The 20,813-nt window shown below is 58.7% G+C and carries 17 protein-coding genes and 3 tRNA genes; 8 read left to right on the forward strand and 12 right to left on the reverse strand.

Annotated features, from left to right (window positions below; genetic code table 11):
• Window positions 1-6 precede the first annotated feature (6 nt).
• The 3 genes from lepA to N3J91_05160 all read right to left on the reverse strand — a co-directional run bounded on the left by lepA (window position 7) and on the right by N3J91_05160 (window position 4,289).
• A complete protein-coding gene (gene lepA, locus N3J91_05150) occupies window positions 7-1,797 on the reverse strand; it encodes a translation elongation factor 4 (GenBank protein MCX8155828.1) in 1,791 nt (596 codons plus the stop codon).
• A gap of 103 nt (window positions 1,798-1,900) precedes the next feature.
• Window positions 1,901-3,538: an ankyrin repeat domain-containing protein gene (locus N3J91_05155; protein ID MCX8155829.1), complete on the reverse strand. Its 1,638-nt coding sequence runs from the start codon at window positions 3,536-3,538 to the stop codon at window positions 1,901-1,903.
• A 10-nt stretch (window positions 3,539-3,548) separates the two neighbouring features.
• A complete protein-coding gene (locus N3J91_05160) occupies window positions 3,549-4,289 on the reverse strand; it encodes a polyprenol monophosphomannose synthase (GenBank protein ID MCX8155830.1) in 741 nt (246 codons plus the stop codon).
• A gap of 124 nt (window positions 4,290-4,413) precedes the next feature.
• On the opposite strand from N3J91_05160, the gene N3J91_05165 reads away from it, so the two are divergent.
• Together N3J91_05165 and N3J91_05170 are read left to right on the forward strand one after the other, a co-directional pair.
• A complete protein-coding gene (locus tag N3J91_05165; GenBank protein ID MCX8155831.1) occupies window positions 4,414-4,788 on the forward strand; it encodes a hypothetical protein in 375 nt (124 codons plus the stop codon).
• An 84-nt stretch (window positions 4,789-4,872) separates the two neighbouring features.
• A complete protein-coding gene (locus N3J91_05170; protein MCX8155832.1) occupies window positions 4,873-5,655 on the forward strand; it encodes a chlorite dismutase family protein in 783 nt (260 codons plus the stop codon).
• Between the two features lie 91 nt (window positions 5,656-5,746).
• On the opposite strand, the gene N3J91_05175 is transcribed toward N3J91_05170, so the two are convergent.
• A tRNA-Pro gene (locus N3J91_05175) sits at window positions 5,747-5,823 on the reverse strand.
• A 135-nt stretch (window positions 5,824-5,958) separates the two neighbouring features.
• Here N3J91_05175 and N3J91_05180 point away from each other — a divergent pair.
• The 4 genes from N3J91_05180 (at window position 5,959) to N3J91_05195 (ending at window position 10,357) form a co-directional block, all read left to right on the forward strand.
• Complete coding sequence (locus tag N3J91_05180; protein MCX8155833.1) at window positions 5,959-7,209, forward strand: 4-hydroxy-3-methylbut-2-enyl diphosphate reductase; 1,251 nt, start codon at window positions 5,959-5,961, stop codon at window positions 7,207-7,209.
• Window positions 7,210-7,225: 16 nt separating this feature from the next.
• Window positions 7,226-8,404 carry a deoxyguanosinetriphosphate triphosphohydrolase gene (locus N3J91_05185; GenBank protein MCX8155834.1) on the forward strand — a complete coding sequence of 393 codons (1,179 nt, stop codon included), beginning with the start codon at window positions 7,226-7,228 and terminating at the stop codon, window positions 8,402-8,404.
• A gap of 36 nt (window positions 8,405-8,440) precedes the next feature.
• Window positions 8,441-8,839: an NADH-quinone oxidoreductase subunit A gene (locus tag N3J91_05190; GenBank protein MCX8155835.1), complete on the forward strand. Its 399-nt coding sequence runs from the start codon at window positions 8,441-8,443 to the stop codon at window positions 8,837-8,839.
• Window positions 8,840-8,920: 81 nt separating this feature from the next.
• Window positions 8,921-10,357, forward strand: coding sequence for a phosphoglucomutase/phosphomannomutase family protein (locus N3J91_05195; protein MCX8155836.1), 1,437 nt, complete (start codon window positions 8,921-8,923; stop codon window positions 10,355-10,357).
• Here the strand turns inward: N3J91_05195 and N3J91_05200 are convergent.
• Window positions 10,347-12,626, reverse strand: coding sequence for an oligopeptide transporter, OPT family (locus N3J91_05200; protein MCX8155837.1), 2,280 nt, complete (start codon window positions 12,624-12,626; stop codon window positions 10,347-10,349). The genes N3J91_05195 and N3J91_05200 overlap by 11 nt on opposite strands.
• Window positions 12,627-12,787: 161 nt before the next feature.
• On the opposite strand from N3J91_05200, the gene N3J91_05205 reads away from it, so the two are divergent.
• A complete protein-coding gene (locus N3J91_05205; protein MCX8155838.1) occupies window positions 12,788-13,309 on the forward strand; it encodes a hypothetical protein in 522 nt (173 codons plus the stop codon).
• 123 nt (window positions 13,310-13,432) lie between these two features.
• On the forward strand, window positions 13,433-14,254 hold the full coding sequence (locus tag N3J91_05210; protein ID MCX8155839.1) for a hypothetical protein: 822 nt from the start codon (window positions 13,433-13,435) through the stop codon (window positions 14,252-14,254).
• Window positions 14,255-14,278: 24 nt separating this feature from the next.
• On the opposite strand, the gene N3J91_05215 is transcribed toward N3J91_05210, so the two are convergent.
• The 7 genes from N3J91_05215 to N3J91_05245 all read right to left on the reverse strand — a co-directional run bounded on the left by N3J91_05215 (window position 14,279) and on the right by N3J91_05245 (window position 20,743).
• Window positions 14,279-15,736, reverse strand: a complete 1,458-nt coding sequence (locus tag N3J91_05215) for a PLP-dependent transferase (protein MCX8155840.1) — start codon at window positions 15,734-15,736, stop codon at window positions 14,279-14,281.
• Entirely contained in the window at window positions 15,733-16,893 is a 1,161-nt protein-coding gene (locus N3J91_05220) for a PLP-dependent aspartate aminotransferase family protein (protein MCX8155841.1), read from the reverse strand. Before N3J91_05220 ends, N3J91_05215 begins: the two co-directional genes overlap by 4 nt.
• A gap of 158 nt (window positions 16,894-17,051) precedes the next feature.
• Window positions 17,052-17,126: transfer RNA gene (locus N3J91_05225), tRNA-Glu, on the reverse strand.
• A 59-nt stretch (window positions 17,127-17,185) separates the two neighbouring features.
• Window positions 17,186-17,261: transfer RNA gene (locus N3J91_05230), tRNA-Lys, on the reverse strand.
• Between the two features lie 287 nt (window positions 17,262-17,548).
• A complete protein-coding gene (locus N3J91_05235) occupies window positions 17,549-19,408 on the reverse strand; it encodes a CotH kinase family protein (protein ID MCX8155842.1) in 1,860 nt (619 codons plus the stop codon).
• Between the two features lie 40 nt (window positions 19,409-19,448).
• Window positions 19,449-20,243, reverse strand: a complete 795-nt coding sequence (locus N3J91_05240) for a formylglycine-generating enzyme family protein (GenBank protein MCX8155843.1) — start codon at window positions 20,241-20,243, stop codon at window positions 19,449-19,451.
• A 74-nt stretch (window positions 20,244-20,317) separates the two neighbouring features.
• Entirely contained in the window at window positions 20,318-20,743 is a 426-nt protein-coding gene (locus tag N3J91_05245; protein ID MCX8155844.1) for a hypothetical protein, read from the reverse strand.
• Window positions 20,744-20,813: the final 70 nt, after the last annotated feature.

A 20,813-nucleotide genomic window follows, 5' to 3' on the forward strand; every position in this document is an offset into this window, starting at 1 on the left:
AAGGCCTCAAGCCTTGAGCACGGCAATGAACGCCTCCTGCGGAATGTCCACCGAACCGATGGATTTCATGCGTTTCTTGCCTTCTTTTTGTTTTTCAAGCAGTTTGCGCTTGCGCGTGATGTCGCCCCCGTAACACTTGGCGGTGACATCCTTGCGAAAGGCCTTTACCGTCTCCCGCGCAATTATTTTTCCGCCGATGGCCGCCTGGATGGCCACCTGGAATTGCTGGCGAGGAATGACCTCCTTCAATTTGGCCGCCAGCGCGCGCCCGCGGCTTTCGGCCTTGGAACGATGCACAATGCAGGAAAAGGCATCCACCGGCTCGCCATTCACCAGGATGTCCAGCTTGATCATATCCGCCGCGCGCGGTTCGATGAATTCGTAATCCATTGAACCGTAGCCGCGGGTGATGCTTTTAATGCGGTCATGGAAATCGATCAGGATTTCATTGAGCGGCAGCTCGGCCGTCAACATCACGCGGCGTGGATCAATGGTTTCCGTATGTTTAACCTCCCCGCGGCGGTCGGCAATGAGCAGCATCAAATCGCCGATATACTCATTGGGACAAATTAAAAACGCCCGCACCATGGGCTCCTCGATGGTCTGGATATGATTAGGCTCGGGCAGAAAAACAGGGTTGTCAATTTCCTTCACTGTTCCATCGGTCAGGGTGACGCGGTACACCACCGAAGGGTACGTGGCGATGATGTCCATGTCGTATTCACGGCGCAGCCGCTCCTGCACAATCTCCATGTGGAGCAAGCCCAGGAAGCCACATCGGAAGCCAAAGCCCAGCGCCACCGAACTTTCCGGCTGATAAACAAAGGCCGGGTCATTTAATTGCAGCTTGCCCAGATTTGCCTTCAAGTGTTCGTAATCGGCGGTGTTGATTGGATAAATGCCGCTGAACACCATCGGATGCACCTCCTTGAAACCGGGCAGGGCCGGCGAGGGGTGCCGGGCATCGGTGAGGGTGTCGCCCATTTTCACCTCGGACGGGCTTTTAATGTTGGCCGTGATGTACCCTACCTCGCCCATGGTCAAGGCCTCGCGGATGTAGGGTTTGGGATTGAAGCTCCCCACTTCCTTCACCTCGACGGTCTTTCCCGAGTGCAGGAGCTTGACCAGCATGCCGGGACGCAGTTCGCCATTGAAAACGCGGACATACGTGATGACGCCCTTGTAGGTGTCAAACTTGGAATCAAACATGAGCGCCTGCAAGGACGGCGCAGGTGTGGGCTGGGGCGGCGGAATGCGGGCCACCACGGCCTCCAGGATGTCATCAATGCCGATGCCGGCCTTGGCGCTGGCCAGGATGGCCTGATCCGCCGGGATGGCCAGAATGTCTTCCAGTTGTTTTTTTACTTCCTCGATGTTGGCATGAGGCAAATCAATTTTGTTGATGACCGGGATGATGGTGAGGTTTTGTTTCATGGCCATGTGGACGTTCGCCACGGTCTGCGCCTCCACCCCCTGGGCGGCGTCCACGATCAACAAGGCCCCCTCACAAGCGCTCAAGCTGCGCGATACCTCGTATGAAAAGTCCACGTGTCCCGGCGTGTCGATAAGATTCAGCTCGTAGGTCTCCCCATTGTGCGCCTGGTAGTACATGGTCACTGGATGCGCCTTGATGGTGATGCCGCGCTCCTGTTCCAGATCCATGGCATCCAGCAGTTGATCACGCATTTCCCGCTCGGAAACCGTGCCGGTGCGCGCCAGCAAACGATCGGAAAGCGTGGTTTTCCCATGATCAATATGGGCAATAATGCAAAAATTTCTGATATGTGCTGCGTCCATCGCCTGTCAAACGTCCCAAAACGGCCCAAAGGTTAAACGCTGAATCTCCATCCGGCAACGGCAATCTGGTCTGGATTTGTCGGGGTTACGGCAGCGGCCCGTGTCACTGGCCGCCCAACTCTGGGAAAATCTGGCTCAGCGAAGGGATCAACACCCATCGCCCTCCCACATGATAAAAATCGCCCTCCAAAAAGCGATCCCCGCCCCGCCGGCGCACCTCGAGCTGGTACACGGGTATATCTGGCGCGATTATGCGCCGGGCCTTGGCCGCCGCCGCGGCCGCCGAGGGCGGGCGCGGTTCCAATCTCAGGTATTCCCCTGCCCGGCTCCCGCCCCGCATGAGGTTCAAAAAGTTTTGGCGGTCTTCATCATTGCGATTGGCGGCGCCCCAGGCCATCACTTCATCCCGGTGGATCCGATCCACCTTTTCCCAAACTTGCGAGGCCCCCCGCACGAAAATGCGGTTGATTTCCTGTTGCGTGGGCAGCCGTTCCAACATCACCTTTTTCAAGTCGGCAAAAGAGGTGGTGGCCAGTTTTTCCTGGTATTTCCGGTAGTGTTCCATCAGCGACCGCTCAAGTGGCGTTACCGTGGGTTCCGGGGGTAGTGCCCCCCCTGCCCCGCGCAACAACGAAGCAATTTCCTGATGCCCCTCAAACATCGCCAAGGCCAGCGGCGTGTCCCCTTCGCGGGTGACCAGATTAGGATTCGCCCTGGCGGCCAATAAAGCCTGCACCAGCGGACGGTTGCCGCGCAGCACGGCATGGTGCAGGGCGCTGAAGCCGCCGCCGGTCTCCTGGGCATTGATGTCCAACCCCGTGGAAATCAAGAGCTCGGCCACGCCGTCCGGTTCAGGCACTGCTGCTGCCAGAATCAAGGCTGTATTGCCAAAGCGATCGCGGGCGCGGGGATCCGCGCCAGCGGCCAGCAGCAGCTTGACCATGTCCCCCATCTTTCCCGCCGCGGCGGCAAGCAACAAGGGCGTGGCGCCAATGGACGTCCGCAGATTCACATCCGCCTTATTGGAGATTAAGAGACTGGCCATGGCCAGATCGTTGCGCTGCACTGCAATGTGCAATGGGGCCACTCCCCCATGGCCCTGGGCGTTGATTCTGGCGCCAGCATTTAACAAAACTTGTGCGGCCTGCACCGTGCCCACTTCAGCAGCGTGATGCAGGGCAGTCCATTGGTTGGTGTCCGTGGCCTCCACCGCCGCCGTATTGGTGGTTAATATGGCTCCCAGAGCCGCCAAGTCGTTGCTACGGACCGCCATGATGATGGCAGGATAACGAGGCGGCGGCGGCACAACGGTATCGCGCGGCATCAGGTTGGTGGCTGCAAGCGACGGACGACGGACTGGCGTAGTGGCGGCAGGCTTTTGCACATCCATGATGCCCCCATGTTTGCGCAACAATTCAGCGACGGCCTTCCGGCCAAAGCCCTGAGCCAGGTAAAGAGGGGTTATGCCGCTGTTGGAGCGGGCGTTTACCTCGGCCCCGGCTTCGAGCAGGAAGGCAGCTACCTCCAATTGACCAGCCGCCGCGGCGTAGTGCAGCGGGGTTTTTTGCTCGCGATCCCGGTCATGCACCAGGGCCGGGTTGGCGGCCACCAACGCCCGAACTCGTGCCAGATCGCCTTTTTCGGCGGCGGTATGGATTTCTCCTGCCGATAAATACGCCGCGCCGATTAGAAGCCAGAAAAAGCAATACAGGCGCCCAAGACTTGGTAGGAACAGAGCCATGACAGAATAATCAAGAGACAGGCCGGGGCCGCGGGGAGCGACGCAAACCGTTTTGGAACCATAGGCGCCAGACCATCCAGACGGCCTCCCATACAATTTTTCCAGACATCTTGGAGGTTCCCTGAAAGCGATCCGTGAAGATGATGGGGATTTCCGCCACTTTCAGCCCCTGACGCCAGATTTTATGGGTTACCTCGACCTGAAAACTGTAGCCATTGGAATGGATGTTTTTCCAATCCACCGACGCCAGAGCGGAGCGCCGGAAGCATTTGTACCCGCCGGTGGGATCCGTTACCGGCAAACCCGTTATCCAACGCACGTATTGCGCCGCACCCAGGCTTAGAATAAGCCGTTTCAGCGGCCAATTAATCACTCGTATGCCGTTGCTGTAACGGGAGCCAATCACCAGATCGGCCTCCTGAGCAGCCCGAACAAACTCAGGAATGGCCGCTGGATCGTGCGAAAAGTCGCCGTCCATTTGAATAACATACGCGTAGCCCCGGGCCAGAGCCCACTCAAAGCCGGCACAATAAGCCCGGCCCAGGCCGTTCTTTTCGCGCCGGTGCAGGACGTGCACCTGTGGGTGCTTGCGGGCCAGTTCATCAGCAAGCTCGCCCGTGCCATCAGGAGAATTGTCGTCCACCACCAGCACATCCACCGGGATGGGGAGTCCCAAAAGCCGGGCAATAAGCGGGGGTAAATTGTCCCGCTCATTGTACGTTGGCACCACCACCAGCACCTCGGCAGCCATAAAAGCGTTCGTTGGCCAGATGAATTACCATGCATGCCGCAGAACTCAAGCCGGGAATGAGGGGATGGCCTTGGGGACATCAAATCATTTGATTTTTGCCCCTTCCTGACCCACTCTTGTGCGCGTGACGCGACCGTTGGTCATTCTGGTTTATGAGCGCATCCTGCCCGGCAGCCAGCTTTTGAACCGGTTCCAGGACATGGGATATCGCGTCCTCGCTTTGAACGACCCCGCTGGTTTGGTGGAAACGGCGCGCCGGGAAGGCCCCCTGCTGGCGGTGGTGGACATGCCGTTTTCCCAGGCTGACGCCGCCCGGGCCATTGCCGAGCTGCGTTCCTCCCCGGATACCCAACATGTGCCGGTCATTGCCATCGTGCCCGCCCTCGACAAGGAAATGGAGCAAAAAGCGGTAGCCAGCCAGGCCACTTTGGTGGCCCATGACAATGCCATCTTGAATCATCTGGATCGCTTTTTACAACAAGCCCTGCAACTGGATTGAAACAGAGTTGATCTTCACCCTAGCGCCCATGGCTTCTTTCGCATGAATCTGCCCAGTGTTGCCTTAAAACAAGGAATCCACGTCATGCATCTTTTCTACCGGGTGGACCGCTGGAAGTGGCTGCAACTGCCCGCTGGCGAATCCACCGGCCGCCGCGAGCGTTTGGCCACCCTATGCCAGGCCAATAGCGCCGCCTGTCAGCCACGGCTCACCTGTTACGCCAACGTGGGCGGCAAAGCGGACCTAGCCTTTTTGCTGCAACACGCCACACTTGACGGCATTGCCCGCCTCCACCGGGATCTCGAGGCTTGTTTCCCTCCCGGGGTGTTGCAGCCGGTGTTCAGCTACCTGAGCGTCACTGAATTGACTGAATACATGCCGACCCTTGAGGAGGCCAAACAGCGCTTGCAACGCCAGGAAAACCTGACGCCCGGCACGCCGGAGTATGAAACGCGACTGGCCGAGGAAACCAAGCGGGTGGAGGAATACATGCACTACCGCCTTTACCCGGAACTGCCCAATTGGGAGGTCATGGGGTTTTACCCCATGAATAAGCGCCGGATGTCCGGCGATAATTGGTATCTCCTGAATTTTGAGCAGCGCAAACTGCTCATGGGCGGTCACGCGCGCACCGGCCGCAAATACGCGGGGCGCGTCGTGCAAATGATCACCGGCTCCACCGGCCTGGATGACTGGGAATGGGGGGTGACGCTCGTGGCCCGGCAGGCGGATACCATCAAAGAAATCGTGTACGAGATGCGGTTCGACGAGGTGAGCGCCCGCTATGCGGATTTTGGACCTTTTTACATCAATTTGCGCCTTGCTCCCGAGGCCCTCTGGGAACATCTGCGCCTGCCCCAGGCCTAGAAGTGACCAATCAGCCCCTCTGCCGCTTTGAAAACCGGCTGGTTTTCACCTCAATCCAACACGGGCAGGCAGGGCGAAGAAGCAGGCCAAATGGTCGGAGCGGCCGGATTTGAACCGGCGACCTCTTGGTCCCAAACCAAGCGCTCTACCAAGCTAAGCTACGCTCCGACACGCGGCGGAATACTTGCGCGAGCAGGCCGTCAATGCAATCACGAAGTGCAGCCCATGGCGCCATGGCCCCCTGCCCTGCCCCCTTGGGAATGCGGCTTTACGGAGGGGCATTTCATGCTACACTAGCTTCGTATGGCGGCGGAACCCACAGTCACGACCCCCAAAATCAACCTGCGCCGTCCGGACATCATGGCCGAGGTGCAGGCGCAAGTGGTCTCGCATTATCGCAGCGAGCTGGTGGAATATTTGCGGGCGCACGGCCACGAGTTGCGCGCCGGCAATTTGTGCATCAAACTGGCCAAGGAATTCGGTTTCTGCTACGGCGTGGAACGGGCGATTGATTTGGCCTACGCGGCCCGGAAAAGTTTTCCGCCCGAAACCCCCATCTACCTCCTGGGCGAAATCATTCATAACCCGGAGGTCAACGACCAGATTCGCCACATGGGTATTCGCACCATTTCGAGCCGGCCAACCCCCGAGGAACTGGCTCTGTTAAAAGCCGGTGATGTGGTGATCATTCCCGCTTTTGGCACCGAAGTGCGGACCCGCCAGATTTTGCAGGAAAAAGGATGTGTGTTTGTGGACACCACCTGCGGCGACGTGATGAGCGTTTGGAAACGGGTGCGCCAATACGCCCGGGATCAGGTTACCAGCATCATTCACGGCAAAGCCCGCCACGAGGAAACCAAGGCCACCACCTCCCAGGCCACCGCCAGCGGCCAGGGCCATTATCTGGTGGTGTACAACCTGGAGGAAACCGATTACGTCTGCCGTTACATCCTGCAGGGCGGCAACAAGCAGGAGTTCCTGGAAAAGTTCAAAGGAGCCTACTCGCCTGGCTTTGACCCCGATGTGCATCTTCAGGCCGTCGGCGTGGCCAACCAGACCACCATGCTGCGCAACGAGACCGAAGAAGTGCAACGCCGCTTCAAAGCGGCCATGGAACAAAAATACGGCCCGGAAAACCTGGCGGCTCATTTCCGTTATTTTGACACGATATGCGGCGCCACCCAGGACCGCCAGGATGCCCTGCAAAAATTGCTGAAAGAGCCGCTGGATTTGTTGATTGTCATTGGTGGCTATAATTCCTCCAACACCTCCCACCTGGCGGAAATGGGCGAGGCGGTCCTGCCGACCTATTTCATCAAAAACGCCGCCAAAATGGTTTCGCCCCGCCTCATTACCCACTGGAATCAACACCTGCATCGGGAAGTGGAAACCCGGGACTGGCTTCCCGATGGCCCCGCCACCATTGGAATCACAGCAGGAGCCTCCTGCCCCAATAATTTGATCGAGGATGTCATTTCCCGCTTGTTGGAATTTCGCGGCCTAAGTGCCAAAGACGTGGTCGGCGCCCCCTTGAAAACCGGGACGCCAGGCTGACCCCTGGAAGCGTCCCATGAATGCGCTGCGCACGCGTGAGCAATTGGAGGCGCTGGAACGGCTGACACTCGCCCCCTACGCCCAGCTTAGCGCCCAAACCCGTGGCCGCCGCCACGCGGAGCCGCCGCCGGAGTGGCGCACCCATTTTCAGCGTGATCGGGACAGGGTCATTCACAGCCGCGCCTTTCGCCGCCTGGAGGGCAAGACCCAGGTTTTCCTGAATGGTACAGGGGATCATTTGCGCACCCGCCTCACCCATACCATGGAAGTGGCCGCCATTGCCCGGAACATTGCCCGCGCCCTGCGACTCAATGAAGACCTGGCGGAAACCATTGCGCTGGCCCATGACCTTGGACATCCCCCTTTTGGTCACAAGGGGGAAACGGTGCTCAACCGCCTGATGCGCGAGCACGGAGGTTTCGAGCACAACCGCCAAAGCCTGCGCATTGTGGAGGAATTGGAGCAGAAATACCCGCAGTTTCCCGGCCTGAATTTGACTTGGGAAGTGCGGGAGGGTCTGGTCTGCCATTCCCCCGAAAAGGCCGATGCCCGGGACGCCGCTGAATTCTCCTCCGGTTGGGGCAGCCTGGAAGCGCAGGCGGCCAATCTCGCGGACGAAATCGCCTATTACAGCCACGACCTGGACGACGGCCTGGAGAGCGGCTTGTTGGAGGAGCGCACCTTGTTGCGCGAGGTGGAGTTATTTGCCCTGGCCACCCGCCAGGTGGAACGCGCCCACGGGCATCTGGCCGATGAGTGCCGCCGCTTTTTCATCATCCGATGTGTGATTGACCTGCAGGTGCGGGATGTCGTCACCACCTCCGCCCGGCGCATTGCCGAGGCGCGGCTGCAATCCGCCGATGACGCCCGCGCCAGCCGGCATCCCTTGATTTGTTACAGCAAGGAGAGGCACCGCCAGAATCGTGAGCTGCGGCGTTATTTGTATCGCAATCTTTATTACAATCCAGTGGTGCACCAGCCGAATCGGCGGGCCGTCAAAATGCTGGCCGAGTTGTTCCGCTATTATCTGGCGCATCCGCAGGAAATCGGCGAGCAAAGCCGCAAACGTGCCGGGGTGGATGGCTGGCCGAGAGCCATCTGCGACTACCTGAGCGGCATGACGGATCGCTATGCCTTGCTGGATTACGAGCATCGTTTGCGCGGAGGCCCGGCGCCGCCGGGGGAGCGGGTTTGAGCTTGCACCCGCGGCAGACACTTTTACATTGGCTGTATGCAACTGGAACAATATCTGCCGGTGCTGATGCTCCTGCTGCTGGCGGTGGCCTTCACCGCATTCATGCTGATTGGCTCGGTGGTGGTGGGCCGTCTGGCCAACCGCTACCGTCTGCATCGTGCCCGCAGCAAAGACCTGCCGTATGAATGCGGCATGATCCCGGTCAGCGGACAGAGCACCCGCCTGACGATCAAGTTCTATCTCGTGGCGCTGCTGTTCATCCTTTTTGATATTGAGGTGGTATTTCTTTATCCCTGGGCGGTGGTGTACCGGGACATGTTACAGGATGCCGCCACCCGCAATCTAATTCTGGCCGCCATGCTGCCTTTCCTCGGGCTTCTGTTTTTCGGATTCCTGTACGAGGTGAAAAAAGGCGGTTTCAACTGGCGGGAATAGGCCGTGAGGCGGGTTTCCAACACCGCAGATTATTGCAAATCATCCATACCGCACCAAGGTTTTTCCAACCCGGCAACAACCATGAGCACCTCCATCAAGTTTGGCACATCCGGCTGGCGCGGTTTGATTGCCCGCGATTTTACCTTTGACAACGTTTATCTGGCCTCCCAGGGCATTGCGGATTATCTGTCCGCCGAGCGGGAGAACACCAATTCTATTCTGGCGGGCCGCAAACCTCAGTTGGTCATCGGCTATGATACCCGCTTTTTGGGGCGTGATTTTGCGCTCGCTGTGGCTGAGGTGCTGGCGGCCAACGGCCTGACTCCCTTGCTTTGCGATCGTGATACCCCTACCCCGGTCATCGCCCATACCATCCGTCGTCGCAAACTCTTGGGCGGCATCAACCTGACGGCCAGTCACAATCCCGCGGAGTATCAGGGGCTCAAATTCTCCAACTTCAAGGGTGCGCCTGCCCCACCAGAAACCACCCGCCAAATCGAGGACGCCATTGTGCGCCGGCAGAAGGAGGGCTGGTCGTTCAAACCGGCCCCCCTTGGCAGCTTTCAATGCAAGTCCATCAATCCGCAGCCCGATTATTTCGAGCAGATTCGCCGCCTGATTGATTTTCAGGCCTTGCGCAAGGCCAGGCTCAAGGTGGCCGTCGAGTTGCGGTATGGCACGGGCCACGGTTATCTGGACACGCTGTTAAAGGAGGCAGGCGCCGAAGTCACTGTTTTCCATGATGAACAGAATCCTCTTTTTGGCGGGCATCATCCGGAAGCCGATGCCGCCGGCATGGCCGAGGTCAGCGCCTTTGTGCGCCGCGGGAGGGCGCAACTGGGTCTGGGATTGGATGGGGACGCTGATCGGTTTGGTATCGTGGACAAAACCGGCCAATGGCTGACCCCCAACCAGGTTCTGGCCCTGGCGCTTTACCATTTGAAGAAAAACCGCGGATGGGAAGGCGCGGTGGTGCGCACAGTGCCCACCAGCCACCAGGTGGATGCCGTGGCGCAATGGCTGGAAGTCAAATTGCATGAAACGCCTGTCGGCTTTAAATACATCGGCGCCCTTATGGAGAGCGAGCCGATCATCGTCGGTGGCGAAGAATCTGGCGGCCTGAGCGTCAAGGGGCATGTGCCGGAAAAGGATGGCATTCTGGCCTGTCTGCTGATGGCCGAGCTGGTGGCGGTGGAGGGGCGGAGTCTTGGCCAGATATTGAAAATGTTTGACCGCCAGTTTGGTGAATTTCACACCACCCGTATCAACATCCGCATCCAACCCGAAGCCCGGGAGGCCCTGCTGAAAAAATTGGGGTCAGGCTTGGAGAAAATCGGCACCAGCCGCGTGGAAAAAGTCATCACCCTGGACGGTTACAAGTTCCTTCTGCCCGAGGGTGAATGGGTGGCGTTTCGTCCCAGCGGCACGGAGCCGCTTTTCCGTTGTTACATCGAGGCTCGCAGTGCGGCACGCCAGAAGCGGCTCGAATCCGCCTGCCGGGCCTTGCTCAAGCTTTAGCGGACGCCGGCTGCGGCCGGCCCGATTTCCAAAGCCCCACCGCCAGCAATACGAAGGGAATCAGCGAGAGCAAGTCAGATAGTGGCCCGGCAAAGAACGGGTTATGAGCCTCCGCCCATTGCGTAATGGCCTGCTCTACGCGGTCGAAAAAGCCGGCATAAAAGGCAATTAAAGTGCCGGCGATGGCCCCGCCGGCAATATAACCTGAAGCCATCAGAACACCCGGACTTTTATCGCTCTCAGCCGCCAGTTCCGCCTCAGAAAGGTTGGCTTCGCGTAAGCGCGCCCGCATCCGCCGGTCCACCAGCCAGCGCACCACCCCCCCCGCCAGAATGGGAGCAGAGGACGAAATGGGCAAATACACCCCCACCGCAAAGGCCAGCGATGGCACGCCGGCCATTTCCAAGATTAAAGCGATCATCACCCCAAATAGAACCAAGGCCCATGGCAGTTGGCGATCCAAAATGCCCTTGATGATGTAGGACATAAGCACCGCCTTGGGCGCGTCAAATTTCCGTACTTCCGTACCGTCGGGCCGCTTGGTGTAATGGCCGTTGACCCCGGGATCCACAAGATACACCACCTCGCCTTGCTCATTGACCAAGTACTTACCCGGCGGGCCGTTGGTGGCGTCGGTCTTGTGCCAAACATAGTAAGTCCGCGAATCCTCGCGAGCCTGGGGCCCACGCAAGGCCTCCCGGTCTTGCAAACGGCTGATTTCCGTGCGCAGACCGGGCACCACTTCCGCCGCTGGCACATATACTGTAGCCGCCTCGTTGAGTTTGAGCAGGATGGGCCCCAAGGCGAGCGCAGACACCAGGGCCCCCACTAAAATGGCAATCTGTTGATATTTGGGCGTGGCCCCCACCAAAAAGCCGGTTTTCAAGTCCTGCGAGGTGGTGCCACCGTTGGAGGCAGCGATGCAGACAATGGCGCCCACGGACAGGGCGGTGACGAAATAGGTGCCGCCGGTCCACCCCATCAACAAAAAGATCAAGCACGTCAGCAACAGCGTGGCCACGGTCATCCCCGAAATGGGATTGGAGGAAGAACCAATCTCGCCGGTCAGCCGTGAAGAAACCGTAACGAAGAGAAAACCAAACACCACGATGAGCAGCGCGCCCAACAGATTCATGTGCAGGGAGGGCGAAAAGAGAATGGCCAGAATCAAAACCACGATGCCGCCCAGCACAAAGTGCATGGACAAATCTTGCTCGGTCCGGGGCAAGGCGCCCGAGGCCCCCCCAGCGGCTTGCAAATCGGCCAGACCACTTTTCAAACCATGCCACAACATGGGCAGAGAACGGATCAAACTGATGATCCCACCTGCCGCCACCGCCCCGGCCCCGATATAGAGAATGTAGTCCTGCCGCACCTGGGTTGGGGTCATCTGGCTGATTGGAATTTTACCGGGCGCCAGCGGTCCGGCCAGTCCATCGCCAAAGAACTTGATCAGGGGAATGAGCAGCAAATACGACAACATTCCGCCAGCGCACAGCACCGCGGCAATGCGCGGGCCAATGACGTAGCCCACTCCCAGTAATTCCGGCGAAACCTCCACCCCCAAAGAGCCCCCCTTGAAGGCTCCGCCAAATACCACGCCAGGAATGTCTTTCCATCCTTTTAACGCCAACATCACCGTCTTGTACACCAGCCCGATGCCAAAGCCGGTGAAGATGGTATGCGCGCTGAGTGTGGCTTGGGCGTTGGTCTCCTGCCCGGCCGCGGATGCGGCCTGCCGGGATTCCTCGGAGGCACCGGCTTTGAGTACTTCTGCGCACGCCGTGCCTTCAGGATATTTCAGCCGCCCATGCTGTTGCACAATGAGCGCCCGGCGTAGAGGAATCATCATCAGGATGCCCAACAGGCCGCCCAGAACGGCCACCAGCATCACCCGGCCGATCTCCAGATCGAAACCTAATATCATAATGGCCGGCATCGTCACCCCCAGACCAAACGCGATGGACTCACCCGCCGAGCCGCCCGTCTGGATGATGTTGTGCTCCAGTATCGTGGCGTCGCGTCCTCCGGCCCTGGCATACAGGCGGTATAGGGCGATGGAAACCACGGCCACAGGAATGGATGCGCTCACCGTCAACCCCACCTTCAGCACCAAGTAAAGCGAAGAGGCTCCAAACAACAATCCCAACACGGCTCCGGTAATGACCGCGCGCAGCGTCAGTTCTGGCAGGCGGGCTTCGGGCGGAAGATAAGGGGAAAAGGAGGGGGAGACGCCAGTTGAGCCGTTGGAAGTGCCGGTGTTACTCATAGCGCACGGGCGCAAGCTAACGAAAACTACTGCGGCCTGCAAATGTTTCCGGCGCCCTGCCCTGCCACCGAAGGGGGCCGTCATGAACTGGATATCTTGGGGGCAAAGCAGAGGGGAAACTCCCCATTGCCACCCGCCTGCCGTCGTGTCATGCTTGGCGTGTGAAACGAAAAATGTTGCTTTGTCTGCTCATGGTCTGCGCGGGGGGAGGGTATGTGACGTCCCAGGAAAACCAGGGGGGTGATTCCTACGATGAGGTGGGACTGGAGCAAAGGATATCTCCGGCCATGATGCGCTGGTTCCGCGCAGGCGTGCCTGCCGATGCAGCGGGTCTGGGCATCGCCCTGGGCAAGGTGCTTTCCGTTAAAGTGGCGCGCTTCTGCCCTCAAGGCGGTCCCCATTGTGGACTGGCACCGGCCTGCGGCCACGGAAACCTGACGTGGGGCACGTCCAGTTCCTATCAAATCAACGGCATGATCATCCGCCGCCAGGGGGTCAAAATGCCCGAGAAAATTGAAAATTACCTTAATGCCCCGGGGGCCAACACCTTGCGCGCGGGAGAAGACGTATGGATTGCCTTTCATACCCTTAAAACCAATCAGGCCGTGCGCATTGCCCTGGTTGAACGGGTTCCCAAAACCAATTCCCCTCCCGCCACCAACGGCCCAGTGGCAAGACCCTAGGGCAAGACCGGCGCCGCCCATTATGGGTATAAAAAAACTTGGTCAGCAGGATTTTTCTTTGATAGAAAAGCCGCTGGGCAGGCGTCTAAACCATGAAGCTGTCACAGAAATGGGAGACAATTTATGCGAGCCAAAGTAGCCATCATCATCCTGGTTGCGGTGTGCGTTCTTCTGGGTGTTGCTCTGATTAGCGTCAGCCAGAAAACCAAGGCCCGGGAAAAGGAGTCGGTGACCATTCAGAAAACCAACTGGGTGGAAATCTCCAACACCCTGGCCAGCACGTCGTCCAAAGTGGAAGAGTTGCAGCAAGTCAATACACACTTGACCAACCAACTGGCCAGTGAACGCCGCAAAGTCGAAACACTGACCGGCGAAACCAAGCGTCTGGAGGGCACCTTGCAACGTGTCACGGCGGAACGTGACGACCTCAAACAGGAAATCGAACAGGTCAAGAAAGCGGCCGCCGAGGCCGCCGCTGTGGCGGAAAAGGAGATTGCCCGGCACACCGCCAAGATTGCCGAGCTGGAAAAGGAGCGCGAGGTGCTCACCCGCACCATGGAGCAGCTCACCAACCAAATCGCCCAGCTTGAAGTGAAAATCGCCGAGACCGAAAAACAACTGGCCGCCGCCACGGGTCAAAACGACTTCCTCCTCAAGGAGCTGCAACGCCTCCGCGCCGAGAAGGCCGAGCTGGAACGCCAGTTCAATGATCTGAAGATCGTCAGCGAGCAAAAGAAAAAGCTCACTGAGGAACATCACATCGCCCTGCGTCTGGAATGGATGCGCCGCGGGCTGTATCAGGACATGCGTGGCGGCGAACGCCTGGTGCGTGGTCTGCCCAAGCCTGCCTCAGCCACCACCAACGCCAGTTTGGAGGCGGAAATCCGCCGCAGCGGCAGCAGCACGATCAAGAGCGCAACCAATGCGCCGGCCGCGCCCAAATAAGGGCGGCCACCACGAGCAGGATATTTAACGCGGCAGGGCAGCCTCAATGCGCCGCCAGAGTGCCTCCGGTTCTTCGAGGCCAACGGAAAGCCGGATTAAATGCCGGGACACGCCGCAGGCTTCCGCCCAATCCAATTCAGTGTAATGGGCCAGCAACGTGAACGGACAGGCCAGTGTAAACACCGTCCCCAGGCTGGGCCCCTTGTTTACCGCCAGGCGGTCATAGATGGCCGGAGCGGTTTGCGCAGCATGGCGCGGCAAGAAGGTGACCAAACTGCCCCACCCCCCCCGCGGGCGGCGCACTGACTCGTACACTTCGGCAAATTCCCATTTGGGATACCAAACCCGCTCAACGGCGGGATGAGCCCGCAGTTTTTCGGCAATCCAGAGGCCATTGGCATTGTGCCGCTCCATTCGCGCCGGAAAATCCCGCGCCTGGCGCTCAATCACCAAGGCATCCTCGCCCCACAAAAGCTCCTCGTGCTGTGCCCGTAAAACCTCCTTCAGATGGGAATAAAAGGGGGAGCGTGGATTGCAAATCACCGCCCCCCCCATGGCGTCGGCCGTGCCGACAATGTATTTGGTCAAGCTGGTTGCCACCAGATCGGCATGCGCGCTCAAGTCCACATTGTAGGGTGTCGCCACCACATCATCCGCCACCAAAGGCACCCCGCGCTCCCGCAGCAAGGGCGATACCCTTCGCAGATCCGCCGAGCCAAGCAGGGGGTTGCCCGGGATTTCGCAGAAGCATCCCGCCAGAGTCTGGCGGGACAACAGGGACTTCAGCTCATGTTCCACGCGATCCAATTGATGGATGAGCGTCGCCCCGTGGCCCAACTTCTGCTGCAATTTCAGCGTATCCACATACGGAAAACCTAACTGCACAGTGGGCAGGCCGGGACGCAAACAGCGCGCCGCTGCCAGGGCGGCATATTGAGCCGCCATGCCGGTGGGCTGTAAAAACACGTCATCCGCCTCCACTTCGTAAAACGCCGCCAAATGCCGCCTGAGGGCGGCGCGTACCTCATCGGATTCTTTCGGCTCGCCGCGTCTCTCCAGAAACGCCCTGGCCTGCCGGCTCGATACAATCAAACCCGTGTGCTGCCAAAAAGCTTTCAGGATCAAACCGCCATCCAACGAAGTGACCACCCCCCAGAGTCTGTCGCGTTGCACGACCATGCCATCCTGGCCGTTGGCGCGCAAAAATTGTTGCGCCAGCTCCGCCACCCGGGCGGAGGGAAATGGCAGGCAGGCATTCCAGTTGCCCATCTGCATGGCCACCTGCTGGACCAGGGGATGAATGACAAACCGTGGATAGCCATTCCGCAGTTGCTGCATGGTGGCAGGATTTTTCTCCTCGTAACCCACCACATCCTGCCACCGTGGAAGAGCCATGGAAACGGCGTGCTCATCCTCCGGCAACGGTTTGCCCAAGTCTGCCGCCTGCCAGCGGGGATGCTCCAGTAATTCCCAGGCATTCATGCCGCCAGTCCTCCCAAGGCGTTTCTCAGATCAGCTCGCAGATCAGCCTCATCCTCCAAACCCACGCTTAAACGCAGCAGGCCGTCGCCAATGCCCACCTGCCGCCGCACCTCGGCCGGCACGGAGGCATGGGTCATTGTGGCCGGATGACATATCAAACTCTCCACCCCCCCGAGGCTTTCCGCCAGCGTGATATACTTCAAGCGCCGGCAAAATTCCACAGCCGCCGTAGTCGAACAATCCAGTTCAAAGGAGATCATGCCGGAGCCACCCCGCATTTGCCGTCGCGCCAGCTCGTACTGGGGATGGCTGGGCAAAAACGGATAGCGCACCCATTTGACTTTGGGGTGTTGCTCCAGCCACGACGCCAGCGCCAGCGCCGTGGCGCAATGCCGTTCCATGCGCAAAGCGAGCGTTCGTTGCCCTCGTGCCGTCAGCCACGCATCAAAGGGACTGGGTTGCAAGCCCAGCGCCTTTTGGGCAAACAACATTTTTTCCTGCCAGGCAGCCTCATTGGTAACCACCACCCCCCCCAAACAATCACTATGGCCGTTAATGTATTTGGTGGTGGAGGAGAGGGACAAGGTGGCCCCCAGTTCAAGCGGGCGCTGCAAATAAGGCGAGGCAAAGGTATTGTCCACCACCACCGGCACCCCTTCCCGGCGCGCCACCGCGCTGACCCCGGCAATGTCCACGATCTTCAACAGCGGGTTGGTCGGACTTTCCAGCCAGATCATGGCTGGCCGCAGTCGCTCAATGGTTTCCCATTGCTCCGGCCGTGACAAATCCACATAGCGGGTTCGCACCCCAAACCGGCTCATCACCCGCTCCAGCAGCCGGTAGGTGCAGCCGTACAGGTTTTCCTCGGCCAATACCCAGTCCCCCTGTTTTAACGTGCTGAGCACCGCCGTGATGGCCGATACCCCGCTCGCAAAACACGTTGCATATTTCCCGCCCTCCAACGAGGCGGCGGCGCGCTCCAACAGCCGGAAATTAGGATTGCCGGAGCGGGTGTAATCGAAGCCGTCGGGATTGCCGCTGGCAAAGGTGCTGGTCAGAAAGACCGGCGGCATCACCGCCCCTGTGCTGCCGCTATAACCGCAACTTTCATGCACCGCCCGCGTTGTGAAACCGCTTTGCTGATCGCTGCCTTCCATGGTAACCACCTTTCCCACACTCGAACTTTACGCGATAAAAATAACTTCTATTCGAAAAAAGTCCTCCTTTTATTGCACATACTCCCGCGCCGACAAGCCCAAACACCAAAGCCGATGCTTGCGCAGCGTGGAAATTAAGCAGGGATTGACCGAGGTTTTGGCGACCCCACCGGGACTCGAACCCGGGCTACCACCGTGAAAGGGTGGTGTCCTAACCGCTAGACCATGGGGTCTTGCGCCGGAGGTGATTAACATTCACCGGCGGCTTTGTCACGACACTTCTGCAAAAATCTGGTGGGTTGGCTGGGACTCGAACCCAGGACCAATAGCTTAAAAGGCTACTGCTCTACCGACTGAGCTACCAACCCCCGCCGACAAAGCGGGCGCAAAATCTAAACGACCCTCCACCGCCACGCAAGCCCTTTGTCACAAAAAATCGGCATGCCATTCTTGCGCCTGGCGCCCTGCCGAAAATGTCGTCCACCCTCCCCGCTCCCGCAAGCAGAAAAAACCCGGCGTTTATAACGGCCTCCGTCCTGGTCTTGGGGAGGGAAAATCCCAAGCTATTATGAATCCCTGAAAGTAAGGGCATTGGTCAGGGCTAAATCCGGCGTTTTCAGTGACCCCTTACGGAGCGGGTTAGCCCTTGCTGCCCTCAACGCTGCGGAGGGGATGATTCAACCACATAGATCGCGACAGCCGGCGGACCCCACGCCCCTTTGGATTGCCGAATTCGCGCGGTTACGCGCACCTTGCCGCTCTCCAGGTTGATGGGGCTTTCATAGATGCGTGCGGAGGAGGAGGGTTGGCCGCCAGATTGCCTTGGGTCTGATCCATCGAGCGTATAGTAAATGACTTGTTGCGGCCTGTTGGTGCCCTCGATGGTCAACGGCGTGCCAGCAGCAACCACCACCGGCCGAGGATTAAAGCGCGGTGCCGGCAGGAATTGCTGGTCCAGCCAGGCCATGCGTCGGGCTATCCAATTGGTCATATAACCCACGGTTTCTTTGTACGTTCGATTGCGCGCATCGGCTTCCGCATTGGGCCAGACATACTCGCCGAGTCTCGGCCAGCGTTTGAATTCGCGCTGTTGAGCTTCCTCCAAGAGCCGGGCATAGCCCTCCACGCGGGCGAGAAGATTGCTGGTGGCAAACAGATGACGCCGCAACTCCGCGTAACGATCGGTGCTCTCCTGGTCAAAATCCGGATCCCGAAACAACCGCCCATACCACAAGTCGCGGCCCCCTACCGCCGCCCAGTACCAGCCATGCGGATTGTCGCCGTCCTGATAATTCACGTTGCCGAAGCTCAAATTGCGGTCCCAAATTGGTGAAAGCACCAGTTTGCCATTGCGGTCCTTGTGCATAAACACGCTGAGGGTGTAGCCATCAATGGTTTTGGACATTTCCACAATCCAGAAATAATCAATGGCGGTGGGCACATCCAGGTATTGGCGATAACCGTTCTCAGGGTGCAGCCAGTCCCGGCTGGCCAAGGCGGCTTCAAATTGATTCATCCATTGCCGTATATAATGTTTTTGCGCCGGCGCCAGTTTGTCTCCCTTGGGGTATTCAATGCCCAACGTCATGCCCCACGAGGTGTTAAAGCCATTGTCATTGGCGTCCAGGCGGTCGCGTTTCAAAATGTAACCCCCGGTGATCGCCGGCGGATTGGTATCGGCGGGGGTCAATTTGGCGATGTTCACGCGCTGCTTGCCTTGCTTGATTTTTTCCAGCAGCACATAGACCCCCTGATAATCACGCAGCGAAACCGGTTGCGCATGCTGGGCCAGAAATAGTTCCACAAACCGCCGCCGCACCGAGTAATGCCCCATATCTTCCCATAAATCGTAGGCCACCACATCCCGCATTAAAGTTTTATCGCTGTAAGGCCCGTACAGCACCCAATCAGACTCCGCCGGCAATCCCAACAATGGCGCCTTGGCATCGTCGCCGTTGGTTTCATTCACGCATTCCACTCCGTAGGAACTCTTGGGAGCGCGGCGTGAACTGGAGCCGCGGTACTCCACCCCAATGCGGCCCTGCCATTCAGGTTTGCCCAACAGGCTGGCCCGGCCTTCATTGGTGTGCCAGGTCATCATCCAAGCGGGATGTTTGATGTCGTCCACAATGGGGCCGCCAAAGGTATTTATGAACACCAACGGCAAATTAGAATTGAAGGCCGCCAGCTCTCCGCCGGCCAGGGTGTATGCCGCACCGCAAATCGGCCCTGCCGGCTGGCCGTCCACAAACACCCGTGCGCGCACATAAACGCTGCGCTTGATCTCCAAGGCCTCTTTATAAATCGCCGCATTGGTGGTAGGCGCACTGCCATCCAGGGTAAAATGCACCACCCCCGGCCCGTGGTACCGCAACTCCAGCACCGCCTGATTAGTCAACAATCCCCCGGGGGGGCTGAACAAAATCACAGCGTCGTTGCCAGTTTTTGCGGCGGCCGCCTGCACGGTCTGCCCCAAGGCCGCGACCAGAAGGAAAAGCACGAATCGCTGGAACATCCGGCCAGGTGAAAGCGCGCAGAGAAGTCCTCCGCCTTTATCACAAATCTTTGACACAGCGAAACCCCAGACCGTCATACACACCGTATGGCACACTGCGCACGCGGTCACTGGTCCGCCGCGTGGACTCGGCTTGATAGTACGCAATGGCTCCGCCTCCGCGAATCACCTTGAACTTTGTGCCGTATTCCAGTTCCCGCTGCGGGTTTCCCGGGTATGCGTCGTACCAACTTGACGTCCATTCCCAGACGTTACCGGCCATATCGTAGCAACCATAAGGTGAAACATCGTCAGGGAAGCTGCCCACCGGCCACGTTCGCTCCTTACCCTCCGCACCGCTGGCGGTTTTTTTGCCCTGCGGTTCATTGCCCCAGGGATATACCCATCCATTGGTGCCACGGGCGGCTTTTTCCCATTCCGCCTCGGTAGGCAGGCGTTTTCCTGCCCAGCGCGCATAAGCCTCGGCATCTTCAAAACTGACATTCACCACCGGATGCCGCGCCAATTGGGCTGGCATCTGGCCGCCCGGCCAATCCACGGGCGCGCGGCGGCCTGTGGCCTGCAGAAAGCGGGCGTATTGCTCATGTGTCACCTCATACTTATCAATGTAATAGGCCTTGAGATGAACGCGGTGGGGTGGCCGTTCATCCGGCTCGCCTTTAAGGCTCCCCATGAGAAATGGCCCGGCGGGCACCAGGACCATCTCGGCTCCATCTTTGGCCATGATGGTTTTGGGAGGCTCAGCAGCAAAAAGCGCCCACGCTCCCAGCCAGAGGGAAATACTCAGCAATACCAGACTGAATAGCTGGCGCTGTTTTGCGGGAGCATGTGCCATGCCCCAAGTTTGAGGAAACTCTCTCGTCCCGGCAAGTGTAATGCTGCGGCGAAGCTGCGCGTAAAAACCAGCCTTTAGCGCTCCACGTAGCTGATTTTAACCCCACAACATTCGTTTTTACGGCTGCCATTTTGCTGCCGCCATTTGGGACTTTTCGGCCCCTGGTAGGTCACTTGCAGGTGGTTGCTTCCAAGCCATTGCAAATCAAAATTACCAAACCCGCTCCACATTTTGTCGCCCAAGATGAAATGCCGCTGATTGAATGCCTCCCCCTGGCGCCGGACATTAACATTCGCATAACAATACCCGGCAGCGCCCCCTCCTTCGCACTCAAACGCTGTGGCGACAAATCTCCCCCCGGGACTGGTTTTTTCCTGCAAAATCGTTACGCGATCGGTTTTCCGCCACTGCTCCCCACAGGCCAGGGCAGTGATGATGATCCCCAAACACACAAGACCCCACCAAAAAGCCGGGTTCTTAAGCAGGATGCAGGGTTTCATTTTGGGTCAGTTTGAAGATAGTCTTACGCGAAATTTTCGCAACCCTGAAGTTGACATTTTTATCGGCAAC

The organism is Verrucomicrobiia bacterium (assembly GCA_026414565.1).
Taxonomy (GTDB): Bacteria; Verrucomicrobiota; Verrucomicrobiia; order Limisphaerales; family Fontisphaeraceae; genus Fontisphaera.

Bases quoted from the DNA above. Each gene is read 5' to 3' on its own strand.
- lepA (MCX8155828.1), bottom strand. From the start codon at position 1,797: ATGGACGCAGCACATATCAGAAATTTTTGCATTATTGCCCATATTGAT.
- N3J91_05155 (MCX8155829.1), bottom strand. From the start codon at position 3,538: ATGGCTCTGTTCCTACCAAGTCTTGGGCGCCTGTATTGCTTTTTCTGG.
- N3J91_05160 (MCX8155830.1), bottom strand. From the start codon at position 4,289: ATGGCTGCCGAGGTGCTGGTGGTGGTGCCAACGTACAATGAGCGGGAC.
- N3J91_05170 (MCX8155832.1), top strand. From the start codon at position 4,873: ATGCATCTTTTCTACCGGGTGGACCGCTGGAAGTGGCTGCAACTGCCC.
- N3J91_05180 (MCX8155833.1), top strand. From the start codon at position 5,959: ATGGCGGCGGAACCCACAGTCACGACCCCCAAAATCAACCTGCGCCGT.
- N3J91_05185 (MCX8155834.1), top strand. From the start codon at position 7,226: ATGAATGCGCTGCGCACGCGTGAGCAATTGGAGGCGCTGGAACGGCTG.
- N3J91_05190 (MCX8155835.1), top strand. From the start codon at position 8,441: ATGCAACTGGAACAATATCTGCCGGTGCTGATGCTCCTGCTGCTGGCG.
- N3J91_05195 (MCX8155836.1), top strand. From the start codon at position 8,921: ATGAGCACCTCCATCAAGTTTGGCACATCCGGCTGGCGCGGTTTGATT.
- N3J91_05200 (MCX8155837.1), bottom strand. From the start codon at position 12,626: ATGAGTAACACCGGCACTTCCAACGGCTCAACTGGCGTCTCCCCCTCC.
- N3J91_05210 (MCX8155839.1), top strand. From the start codon at position 13,433: ATGCGAGCCAAAGTAGCCATCATCATCCTGGTTGCGGTGTGCGTTCTT.
- N3J91_05215 (MCX8155840.1), bottom strand. From the start codon at position 15,736: ATGAATGCCTGGGAATTACTGGAGCATCCCCGCTGGCAGGCGGCAGAC.
- N3J91_05220 (MCX8155841.1), bottom strand. From the start codon at position 16,893: ATGGAAGGCAGCGATCAGCAAAGCGGTTTCACAACGCGGGCGGTGCAT.
- N3J91_05235 (MCX8155842.1), bottom strand. From the start codon at position 19,408: ATGTTCCAGCGATTCGTGCTTTTCCTTCTGGTCGCGGCCTTGGGGCAG.
- N3J91_05240 (MCX8155843.1), bottom strand. From the start codon at position 20,243: ATGGCACATGCTCCCGCAAAACAGCGCCAGCTATTCAGTCTGGTATTG.
- N3J91_05245 (MCX8155844.1), bottom strand. From the start codon at position 20,743: ATGAAACCCTGCATCCTGCTTAAGAACCCGGCTTTTTGGTGGGGTCTT.